The 10,805-nt window shown below is 61.5% G+C and carries 10 protein-coding genes; 4 read left to right on the top strand and 6 right to left on the bottom strand.

Features of this window, described 5'->3' with window-relative positions:
• The coding region (locus AC5ZG5_RS44735) for a helicase C-terminal domain-containing protein (RefSeq protein WP_496165546.1) at positions 1-1,598 on the top strand (1,598 nt) is incomplete at its 5' end.
• An 82-nt stretch (positions 1,599-1,680) separates the two neighbouring features.
• On the opposite strand, the gene rpoD is transcribed toward AC5ZG5_RS44735, so the two are convergent.
• Together rpoD and dnaG are read right to left on the bottom strand one after the other, a co-directional pair.
• Positions 1,681-3,813, bottom strand: coding sequence for an RNA polymerase sigma factor RpoD (gene rpoD / locus AC5ZG5_RS44730; protein WP_028168456.1), 2,133 nt, complete (start codon positions 3,811-3,813; stop codon positions 1,681-1,683).
• Positions 3,814-4,169: 356 nt separating this feature from the next.
• Complete coding sequence (dnaG, locus tag AC5ZG5_RS44725) at positions 4,170-6,161, bottom strand: DNA primase (RefSeq protein WP_456646999.1); 1,992 nt, start codon at positions 6,159-6,161, stop codon at positions 4,170-4,172.
• A 169-nt stretch (positions 6,162-6,330) separates the two neighbouring features.
• Between dnaG and AC5ZG5_RS44720 the strand changes: the two genes are divergently transcribed.
• The gene (locus AC5ZG5_RS44720) at positions 6,331-6,885 is read left to right on the top strand and encodes a chlorite dismutase family protein (RefSeq protein WP_456647000.1); all 555 of its coding nucleotides are present in this window, start codon (positions 6,331-6,333) and stop codon (positions 6,883-6,885) included.
• Position 6,886: 1 nt separating this feature from the next.
• Here AC5ZG5_RS44720 and AC5ZG5_RS44715 read toward each other — a convergent pair whose 3' ends face one another.
• From AC5ZG5_RS44715 to AC5ZG5_RS44705, 3 genes are all read right to left on the bottom strand, one after another.
• Positions 6,887-7,285, bottom strand: a complete 399-nt coding sequence (locus AC5ZG5_RS44715) for a gamma-glutamylcyclotransferase family protein (RefSeq protein WP_456647001.1) — start codon at positions 7,283-7,285, stop codon at positions 6,887-6,889.
• A gap of 127 nt (positions 7,286-7,412) precedes the next feature.
• The gene (locus tag AC5ZG5_RS44710; RefSeq protein ID WP_456647005.1) at positions 7,413-8,225 is read right to left on the bottom strand and encodes a transglutaminase-like domain-containing protein; all 813 of its coding nucleotides are present in this window, start codon (positions 8,223-8,225) and stop codon (positions 7,413-7,415) included.
• Entirely contained in the window at positions 8,225-9,121 is an 897-nt protein-coding gene (locus AC5ZG5_RS44705; RefSeq protein WP_456647002.1) for a transglutaminase family protein, read from the bottom strand. Before AC5ZG5_RS44705 ends, AC5ZG5_RS44710 begins: the two co-directional genes overlap by 1 nt.
• Before the next feature lie 103 nt (positions 9,122-9,224).
• Between AC5ZG5_RS44705 and AC5ZG5_RS44700 the strand changes: the two genes are divergently transcribed.
• Entirely contained in the window at positions 9,225-10,022 is a 798-nt protein-coding gene (locus AC5ZG5_RS44700) for an N-formylglutamate amidohydrolase (protein ID WP_456647003.1), read from the top strand.
• 113 nt (positions 10,023-10,135) lie between these two features.
• On the opposite strand, the gene AC5ZG5_RS44695 is transcribed toward AC5ZG5_RS44700, so the two are convergent.
• Complete coding sequence (locus AC5ZG5_RS44695; RefSeq protein WP_456647004.1) at positions 10,136-10,525, bottom strand: nuclear transport factor 2 family protein; 390 nt, start codon at positions 10,523-10,525, stop codon at positions 10,136-10,138.
• A 99-nt stretch (positions 10,526-10,624) separates the two neighbouring features.
• Between AC5ZG5_RS44695 and AC5ZG5_RS44690 the strand changes: the two genes are divergently transcribed.
• The coding region (locus tag AC5ZG5_RS44690; RefSeq protein ID WP_496165545.1) for a hypothetical protein at positions 10,625-10,805 on the top strand (181 nt) is incomplete at its 3' end.

The following is a 10,805-nucleotide window of genomic DNA, read 5'->3' as shown; positions in this document are numbered from 1 at the left end:
ATAGAAAGGGATCAGGAGCGGTCAGTTTCCAACTAACAAACCGGTTCAAGCGGTCCCGCTCCGCGGGTCCATTTCAGGGCAACGTCGACAAGAATATCGTACGCGCTATGGCCGAGCGCACGAAGGTATTGATCGGCGTACCGAGTCGTTTCCGAGGAAAGCAATGGGATTTCGCGATCCAGCCAACGACTGAGACATTTACCGACGACCTCGACAAGTTTAGGAAAGGTAGCGTCGGCGCTTTTGTGTTGGCAGGTCGCTTTGACGGAATTGATCTACCTGGGGCTCGATCCATGATCGTGGATGGATTGCCTTCCGGAAGCAACTTGATTGAGCAGTACCTCTTCGAGAGGTTGTACATGGATCAACTGCGATCCAACACGCTGAGCGTTCGCATTACGCAGCTCTTGGGCCGAATTATCCGCGGCAGACAAGATTTTGGGTTCTTTATTGTCACGGATCGCAAGCTCGAAAATTGGCTCAAGAATGAGAGAAACAGGGCACAGCTTCCCGAGCTGCTCAGGAAGCAACTATTTCTCAGCGAAGCTATTGAGGAGCAGGTTTCAGGAAAGCACACCAAGAAGTCAGTCGTTGATACAATGGAGAAGGTGATTGGTCGCGATTCCGGCTGGGTCAATTTTTACCGCGATAACATCAACGACATAGACCTTCCCCAGGGAAGGCTACAAGAAAACGAACAGAACAATTTGGTGTTAGAAAAAGCCGGAAAAAGCGAAGTCAAATTTATGACGAAGCTTTGGGATAACAACCCTGAGGGAGCAGCGAAAGAGCTGGAGAATGAGATAAGAGACGTCGCGATCGTCGATCCAATGCTCGCAGGGTGGTATTCGATTTGGACCGGCATCGCGTACTACGCCGACGGAAAGACCGACTCCGCCTACGATTTATTCGATGAAGCCCGGCGCAGAATTGGGCGGAATCTTCCTCTTCCGCGAAGAGCGACGAACGAGCCCCAAAAAACAGCGCCTCCTCAGACGCCTCTTGAAGAAGCAATTCGCCAGTTGGTCCTGATGGACCTCATGAAAACAAACGATAAAATCGCAAAATCCCGGATCGAAGCGAAAGAAGCGTTCTCGACTTCGGCCAGCCACAAACAGTGCGAGGAGGCCATCCGCGCTATCGGCGCGGCACTTGGCTTTGTATCTAGCCGACCTTGCACAGATTTCGGAAAAGGACCCGACAATCTTTGGCTCGATGCCCACAGCAGCAAAATGATTGCGTTTGAGCTTAAGACCGACAAATCAGCCGAAAGCACCCTGTCGAAGGACGACATAGGTCAGGGACATAATCACATCGAATGGCTAAAGACCCAGTATCCTGAGATCGAGATTCTAGGGTTAATTTTCCTTACCGACGCTCAAAAGGTATCCGACAAAGCTGACCCATCTGAGATGATGTACTTTGGAGGACAAAAGCAATTGCTCAAAGTCTGGGAGGACTTCTTTACAACGATCGACAAGATCAAGACTCTTTCTCCAATTGAAAAGATTGTCGAAGCAAACAAAGTGGGAAACCTCCCGGAATGGTCACCGGAAGGATTCTTTCGACGATTAACGTCAAAAAAGTGCAAGCAATGAGACGAACAGAAACGGCGGGCTTTTGCCCGCCGTTTTCGTGGATGCCCGGGTCAAGCCCGGGCATGACACCTGTTTTGGTGCGTCAGTTATCCAAGAAGCTCCGCAGCTTCCGGCTCCTTGACGGATGCTTCAGCTTGCGCAGCGCCTTGGCTTCGATCTGGCGGATGCGTTCGCGCGTGACCGAGAACTGCTGGCCGACTTCTTCCAGGGTGTGGTCGGTGTTCATACCGATGCCGAAGCGCATGCGGAGCACGCGTTCTTCGCGCGGGGTGAGCGAGGCGAGCACGCGCGTCGTGGTCTCGCGCAGGTTCGACTGGATCGCGGCGTCGATGGGCAGGATCGCGTTCTTGTCCTCGATGAAATCGCCGAGATGTGAATCCTCTTCGTCGCCGACGGGCGTCTCCAGCGACAACGGCTCTTTCGCGATCTTCAGGACCTTGCGCACCTTCTCAAGTGGCATGCCGAGCTTTTCGGCGAGCTCTTCCGGCGTTGGCTCGCGGCCGATCTCGTTCAGCATCTGGCGCGAGGTGCGCACGATCTTGTTGATGGTCTCGATCATGTGCACGGGGATGCGGATGGTGCGGGCCTGGTCGGCGATCGAACGGGTGATCGCCTGCCGGATCCACCAGGTGGCGTAGGTCGAGAACTTGTAGCCGCGGCGATATTCGAACTTGTCGACCGCCTTCATCAGGCCGATGTTGCCTTCCTGGATCAGGTCGAGGAACTGCAGGCCGCGGTTGGTGTATTTCTTCGCGATCGAGATCACGAGGCGAAGGTTGGCTTCCACCATCTCCTTCTTGGCCTGGCGCGCCTCGCGCTCGCCCTTCTGCACACCGTGCACGATCTTGCGGAACTCGCCGATCTCGAGGCCGGTGAGCGCAGCGAGCTGCTGGATGTCGTGGCGCAGATCCTTGATGCGGTCCTTCTCGTGGTGGACGAAATTCTTCCAGCCCTTGGCGGAGAGTTTCGAGACACGGTTGAGCCAGCGCGGATCGAGCTCCGAGCCCTGGTAGTTGCGCAGGAAATCCTCGCGCGCGACGCCGTGGCTGTCGGCAAGCCGCATCATCCGGCTCTCGAACGAGACCAGCCGCTTGTTGATGTCGTAGAGCTGCTCGACCAGCGAATCGATGCGGGCCTGATTCAGGCGCAGCGACTTCACCTCGACGATGATCTCGTCCTTCAGCTTCTTGTACTTGCGCTCCTGCGAGGGCGAGAGCGACTCGCTCTGGAGCTGGTTGGCGATGTCCTGCTCCTGCAGGCGCCGCAGCTTCTTGTATTCGGACGCGATCTTGTCGAAGGTCTCGACCACCCTCGGCTTCAACTCGGCCTCGATCGCCGCGAGCGACATCTGGTTCTCGAACTCGTCGTCGTCCATGTCGGCTTCGGCGGCGGCCTCGCCCGGATCCTTCTCCTCGCCCTCAGGCTCGCCGCCGGCGGGCGCTGATCGGAACGGGGTCGGCGACGGCGGTGCAGCAGGCGGGGCGACATGGGCGGGCGCGGCCTGCCCGGTCTCGCCTTCGCCCTCGGCGGCGGACGCGCCGTCAGCGACCGGCCCCGCGATCATCGCCGTGTTCATGGCGCCCTTGGCGTCCGGGCCGGCATAGGTTGCTTCGAGATCGATGATGTCGCGAAGGAAGATCTTGCCTTCGTTGAGTTCGTCGCGCCAGATGATGATGGCCTGGAAGGTCAGCGGGCTTTCGCACAGGCCTGCGATCATCGCCTCGCGGCCGGCCTCGATGCGCTTGGCGATGGCGATTTCGCCCTCGCGCGAGAGCAGCTCGACAGTGCCCATCTCGCGCAGATACATGCGCACGGGATCGTCCGTGCGCTCGCCCGGCTCGGATTTCTTGACCTCGGTGACGGCCTTCTGCGTGACCTCGACAAGCTCGTTATCGGTCTCGTCGTCGGTGTCCTTGTCCTCTTCCTCGCCGTCGACGTCGTCGGCCTCGGTGACGTTGATGCCCATGTCCGAGAGCATCGACATGATGTCCTCGATCTGCTCCGGCGAGGTTGTGTCGGAGGGAAGCACTTCGTTGAGCTGATCGAAGGTCACGAAGCCGCGCTTCTTGGCCTGCTTGATCATCTTCTTGACGGCAGCATCCGAGAGGTCAAGCAAGGGCGACGGCGCATCCGCCTGTTCCTTCTCGGGGGCATCCGCTGCCTTGTCGTCTTTTTCCTTGTCCTTAACCTGCAGCGTCTTTGCCTTGGTGGCCATTCATCAAGCTCCCGAAACGCGCTTCACGTGAGGCCGGCGTTGCGACGCGCGCCTCTCATGATCCACTGACGTCACAAGCGCGACAGCTTCCTTTTGGTAAGAAGCATTCGCACTCAATCTCTTCGCTTGAGCAGGATCAGGAAAACCGTTACGTCCTCCCCGACCATGCTCATGATACGGAAAGGGCGGCGCAACATGTCGCCACCCCATAATTCCGCTTTAGTCCGCCCTGACGGTCTGCACACCAAATAAGGGTGTGCCTATTAAGTTTCGCTTAACCCTGTTTTTGCAGCCAAACCATGGGTTTGGCGAGTCTTTTTGCGGGTCCGGCCCGAACCGTCCGCATGATTCTTTCATCATACGCTGCGCTGGAACCGGCCCGACAGCTCACCAAATCCCTCGATCAGGGCCTCGGTGCCTTCGGCTTCTGCCATTCGTGCCTGGATGTCCCGCAGCCACGCCAAGTTCGCCTCGCTGGAATCCTCGGCCAAAGCCTGCTCGGCGTCCTTCCTTTCCCTAAGTAATGCATGTGTTTTCTGATGCAAGGCAACGAGTTGCCGCCAGGTGGAAAGAACATCCTCGCGTGCCGCGCCGACCTTGACGCCCCACACCGCCTGGGTCGTGATCGCCCGCTCAACCCTTTGAAGGATTTGTGAAAATCCGCCCGCCTCGAGATCGGCCCGCATTTTTTCGGCCTGCTCCTCCTCGTCGGGAGAATGGTGGTGATCGTTGGCGAAGGCGGCGATGATGCCGGCGCGGAGCTTGTGCGCCTCGGGGTGGGCGAGCTCGAGGGCCGCGACCTCCTCCAGATGGTCGTGCAATAGCCAGGGATGGTTGATCAGGGTCTGCAGAATCAAGGATTCCCGGCGGGACAGCGCGCTGCGCTGGCCGTGCATGATCGGGCTATTGGCGAGCTGCGGGCTCGCCGCCTGGTAGGGGCCGGGGAGCAGCCCCTGGGCCGGGCCTGCTGGCGGGCCGAATCGGCTGCCACCCGGGGCGCGGGGCGCAAAACGGCGGGATGATTCGCCGCCTTTGGCTGAGCGGAACGGGCCGCGGCCATAGCCGCTACGTGCGGTCGCGGGAGCAAAATTGCGCTGCAGGCGCTCGGCAAAATCCTGCCGGTAGTAGCGGCGGACCACCTCGTCGCGGACGGCATTGGTGAGCTCGCCGATCCGGGCCTCAAGGGCGGCGCGGCGCTCGGGCGTTGCAAAATTGCCGCCCTCGATCTCGCGCGACCAGAGCACCTCGGCAAGGCCGCGGGCGGCCGAGATCACCTCCTCGATCGCGCCGCGCCCGCCCGAGCGGGCGAGGTCGTCGGGGTCCTGGCCTTCTGGCAACAGCGCGAAACGCAGGCTCTTGCCGGGCTTCAGATGCGGCAGCGCCAGATCGGCAGCGCGATAGGCCGCCTTCTGGCCGGCCCGGTCGCCGTCGAAGCAGAGGATCGGCTCGTCCGCCATCTTCCAGAGCAGCGCGAGCTGGTTCTCGGTGAGCGCAGTGCCGAGCGGCGCCACCGCGCCGGCAAAACCCGAGGTGACCATGGCAATGACGTCGACATAGCCTTCGACCACGATCAGGGCTGCGCCGTCATGGGCGGCCTGGCGGGCGGTGGCGAGATTGTAGAGGTTATCGCCCTTGTGGAAGAGCGGGGTTTCCGGCGAATTCAGGTACTTTGCGGGGACGTCCTTCTCCAGCGCGCGGCCGCCGAAGGCGATCACGCGGCCGCGCAGATCGGTGATCGGAAACATCACGCGGTCGCGGAAGCGGTCGTAAGGCACGGGGATGCCGTCGCCGGCGACCAAAAGCCCCGCCTCGACCATGTCCTCGGTCGAAATGCCCTGGGAGCCCAGGAATTCCTTCAGCCCGAAGCGGTCGGGCGGCGCATAGCCGAGGCGGAACTGCAATTGCGTGGCCGGCGAGATCGCGCGGTCGGCGAGATAGCCGCGCGCCTTTGCCCCGTTCCGCGAGGCCATCGTGTCGGCGAAGAACTTTGCCGCGAGTTCCATGACGTCATGCAGCGTCTTGCGGCGCTGCTCGTGGCGGGCGGCATCGGGCGTTGCCGCCGGCAGCGGCATGCCGGCCATCGAGGCCAACCGCTCGACCGCTTCGGGGAAGGAGACGCCCTCCGTCTCCATCACGAAGTCGAAGATGTTGCCGTGCTTGCCCGAGGAAAAGTCGTGATAAAAGCCCTTCTGGTCGTTGACCGTGAACGAGGGCGTCTTCTCCTGCTGGAACGGCGACAGCCCCTTCCACTCCTTGCCCGCCTTCTTCAGCCGCACACGCTTGCCTACGACTTCCGAGACCGGAAGCCGGGCGCGCAGCTCGTCGAGGAATTGCGGGGTGAAGCGCATGGGGCGGATTTGGGGCCAGCGTGAGAGGTCACCGATATAGTGAGCGCGGGCTCAAAGTATCAGGATTGTGGCGATTCGCCCGGTATTCACAGGCCGCTCAGGGCTCCGTTGGAGCCCTCGGTGGTAATGGCATCTTGCACCCCGCCCGGTTCCGCTGTTGGATAGTGGCATGTTTACGACATTTAGAGGCGGACAGAGCGGCGGCTGGCGCATCACCTCGATCTCCAAGGTGAAGGGCGAGACATTGCCGCGCGTGCCGGCGCTGTCGATCATCGCAAGCGAGGCGATCGCGCTGCCGCTGTTGCCGTCGACCACGGCCTGGCGGCTCGCCGGCGTCATCAGCTATTTGCACTATACCAACCGCGCGGAGAAGGAACAGCTCGATGCGCAGCAGGCCGGGCTTGGCCGGCGCGAGGCGAGCTGCGCGGCGCTGATCCCGATCCGGAAAACGGTGGCATGGTGGAATCTGACACCGGAAGAGCGGCGCGAGATCTTCGAGGACAAGTCGCACCACATCGCCGGCACGCTGAAATATCTGCCCGCAATCGCGCGGCAGCTCTTCCACAGCCGCGACCTCGGCGAGCCCTTCGATTTCCTCACCTGGTTCGAATTCGCCCCCGAGCACACCGCGCTGTTCGACGAAATGGTGGCGATGCTGCGCGCAACCGAAGAGTGGAGCTATGTCGAGCGCGAGGTCGACATCCGCCTCGTGCGCGAGGAGTAGCTTACAGCTCCAGGAACCGGCCCGAGGCGATGCGCGGCAGGCGCGCGACCGGCCAGTTGTAGACATAGGTCCACGCCTCGGCCGCGGTGCCGTCGGCCAAGGTGAGCGGCAGCATCTGGCGGACATATTCGGTCGGCTGCGGAAAACCCTCGCCGCAGGCTTCATACATGTCGAACTCGCGCAGCAGCTCGTCCGGGACACGCAGGCGAAACAATTCGCCGTGCACGACGTCGACGGGATCATCGGAGAGCTCGAGCGCGGGATAATGCTTAACCAAGTAGAGCCGGCCCCGGCAGCGCGCTTCACTGATGAAATCGGCATTGCCCGAAAGCAGCCGCGCCATCGGATGGTCGAAACCGCGCATCAAAGTGCCGTAGACGAAGAGACGGTCGGAGATCATGGCTTTCTATGTCATTGCGAGCGGAGCGAAGCAATCCATCTCGCCACTTGTGGAGGCGTGGATTGCTTCGCGGAGCCTGTCATCGGGTGCGCGTTCGCGCGATCCGTTGGCTCGCAATGACGGAGAACTAGGCCGCCGCCACCTCTTCGCTAATCACGATGAACTTGGTCAGCGTCATGCAGCCGAAGCTCGTGGTCAGCGCGACGTCGGCGGCGTCGCGGCCGGTGCCCATCAAAATGCGGCCGATGCGCGGCACGTTGTGGCGGGCATCGAATGTGTACCACTCCCCCGAGAGATAGGCCTGGAACCAGCCGGAGAAATCCATCGGCGCGGGGTCGGGCGGCACGCCGATGTCGCCCATATAGCCGGTGCAGTAGCGCGCGGGGATGCCCATGCAGCGACAGAAGGTGAGCGCGAGATGGGCGAAGTCGCGGCAGACGCCGGTGCGCTGCTCGTAGACATCATGCGCCGACTTCATGTGATGAGCATGCTGATAGCCAAAGGTGACGTGGTGGTGCACGAACTCGACGATCGCCTGCACCCGCGCCCAGCCGGGCGGCGTGTTGCCGAACAGCGACCAGGCGATGTCGGTGAGCTTGTCGGTCTCGCAGTAGCGGCTCGGCATCAGATAGAGCAGCATCTCGTCCGGCAATTGCTCGATCGCAATCTGCTGCGCGCTCGGGTTGACGACCTCAGGCAGGCCGGAATCGCGCACCAAGGCGTGGCCGCGCAAGGTCACGCCGCCGGCCGGCGCCACCAGGCGGCCGCAGACATTGCCGAAACTGTCGCGATAGAAGCCGATCGGGACATTGGGCTCGGCTATGATTGTCTCGGTGCCGATGATGTCCTGGAAGCGCGAGGGATGGATCGAGAGCATCATCACCATCGGCGTCGGCTGCGCGGCCGCATAGGCAATCTCGAAGCCGACCTTGATCTCGATCATGCCAGCTCGCTCTCCCTCTCCTCCTCGCCGACCGGCTCGACCGCGATCGCAACTTCCATGTTCACGAAGGCGTCCGCCGCGCCGAGATAGACGCCGTGCAGCGGGACCGCCTGGCGCGGATCGCGGGCGACGGCGACGCGGATCAAATCGCGCGTGCCGACGATGCCGTTGGTCGGATCGAACTCGATCCAGCCCGCGCTCGGCAGGTAGACCTGCACCCAGGCATGGGTCGAGCCGCCGCCGACATGGAAGCTGTCCGAAGGCGTCGACAGATAGCCGGACACGAAACGCGCGGCGATGCCAAGGCGCCGCAGCGCCTCGATCATGAAAAGCGCATAGTCGCGGCAGGAGCCGGAAGCCGTCTGCAGCGTATCGAGCGGATGCTGCGTGCCCTGCTCATGGCGCTTGCGATAATTAAAACTTTCACGGATGCCATGGGTCATGCCGCTGAGGATCTTGAACGTCGGCGTCGGCGCTTCGGCATCGAGGAACTGCCGCGCCCAGGCCGAAAGCTCGCCGTCCGGATCGGCATATTGCGGCCTGATATATTGCAGCAAATCCGGAAATTCGTCCTCGTCATAGAGGAATGGATAGAAATAAGCGGGGTCGTCGGGCGTCAGCGCGAACTCCTCGGCCGGATTATGGTCGACGGTGGCGGTCGAGATGAACGACAGCGTGTCCGCCCGCTCGTCGAAAGCCGCGATTGCCACACTGTTGCCGAACACATCGTGGATCCAACGCAGCGACATCGGCTGCGGCGCGATTCTGAGATCGCTCTCGACCACGCGCAGGTCATGGCTGTCGCGCGGGCTCAGCATGATGCGGTGCTCGCCGAACGCCACCGGATGGGTGTAGCGATATACGGTCTTGTGACGAATCTTGAGTAGCGGCATCGTGCGGCAATCATCGTGACTTTCGGCGGTCTAATCTATAGTGGGCGCTGCTCATTTTTAAGATCGGCGTGCCACTTCGATAGGCAAAGTTGAGGATAAAATCTTGGATACCACGACCGGCGCGACGTTCCTGCTCACGGACGAAAACATCCCGCCGGTCCACGAACATAATGCCGAAGGCGGCTCGCCGTTCCTCTTCACCTGCGACCATTATGGGCGGCTGATCCCGCGCGTGCTCGGCAATCTCGGCCTCTCCGAAAACGAGCTGACGCGGCACATCGCCTGGGACATCGGGATCGCCGAAGTTGCCGAGCAGCTTGCGACGCAGCTCGACGCGCATCTGATCGCGCATCGCTATTCGCGGCTCGTGATCGACTGCAACCGCCCCCCACATGTCGCAGCCTCGATACCGCTGATCAGCGAAGCCACCACGATCCCCGGCAATGAGGGTTTGACGCGCGAAGCCGCGCAGGCGCGGCGGCAGGCGATCTTCGATCCCTATCACCGGCGGATCGGCGAGATCATCGACCAGCGGCTGCACGCGGGCAAGCCGACGGTGCTGCTGTCCATGCACAGCTTCACACCGGTTTATGCCGGGATCGCGCGCCCCTGGCATATCGGCACGCTCTATCACCGCGACATCGTGCTGCCGCCGCTGCTGCTGAGGCGTCTGCGCAGCGAAGGCGACCTCGTGGTCGGCAATAACGAGCCCTATGCGGTCAGCGACGAGACCGACTACACGATCCCGGTCCATGGCGAGAGGCGCGGCCTGATGAACACGGGACTAGAGATCCGCCAGGACCTGATCACCGATCAGGCCGGACAGAAAGCATGGGCAGACAGGCTGGCGCGGATCCTTGCCGAGATCGAAGCGACGCTAAGCGCGGAGAAGCTGATCTAGCGCGCATCCGAACCAGCGGTGCCTGCTTGGCGGATAAAGCAGACATGCGCGGGGTCGCCGCGGAATTTCGCCTCGCTGACTTCATGACCAAAAGGCAGACCGAAATATGAGTCTCAGGACCAGAAGCGATCCTCTCGCTGCTCGTCACCTTGATACTCACGAAACTCGACCGCCTTCCCATCCCTCATTTTCCAGACATGCACCTCTGGAAATGACTCGGATACCCCGCTTCTTTGTGCATTCACGGTGGCCAACGCAACCACGACATCGCCATCGGCCAATACGTTGTGCACGTCAATGCTAAACACGTTCCCGGAAAGCTCCGTCGTGCGTTGAAAGAAGCTCCCGACCTGATCGTGCCCGGTGTAGTCGCCTGACAGCGGACTATGGCCGGGAACATGCCAAGTAATGCCCGGATCGAAGGCTGCAAAGACCGCAGGGACGTTTCCCTGTGCGAAGTCCTCGTAGGCTTTGCGAATAATCATCGCATTTGATCTGGTCATTGGCTTCTCCCTTGTGTTGGCTCATCTCCATTGCGGCATCCATCCGCCCCTCTCGACCCGTATGCTCTGCCTCGTTTATGGCGGGGATGCGGAAGGGGCGTGAGCGAAGCCCCCAATGTCCAGACGTGGCCCGTTGCCGCTTCGGGACTTGGCGCTGCTGTCCGCTTTGCGCCAAAAGCTGTTCTCGCCGCGGGGTCGCATTTTGTGAAGGGTTTCGGATGCCGGCCGCATGAGGGAGGTCGCCGCGTGCTCGGCGGCCGGCGTCCGAAAGCCTGCAAGG

Source organism: Bradyrhizobium sp. Ses1, from assembly GCF_059512365.1.
The sequence above is the reverse complement of the archived record's forward strand: the minus strand, read 5'-3'. Positions and strand labels throughout refer to the sequence as shown.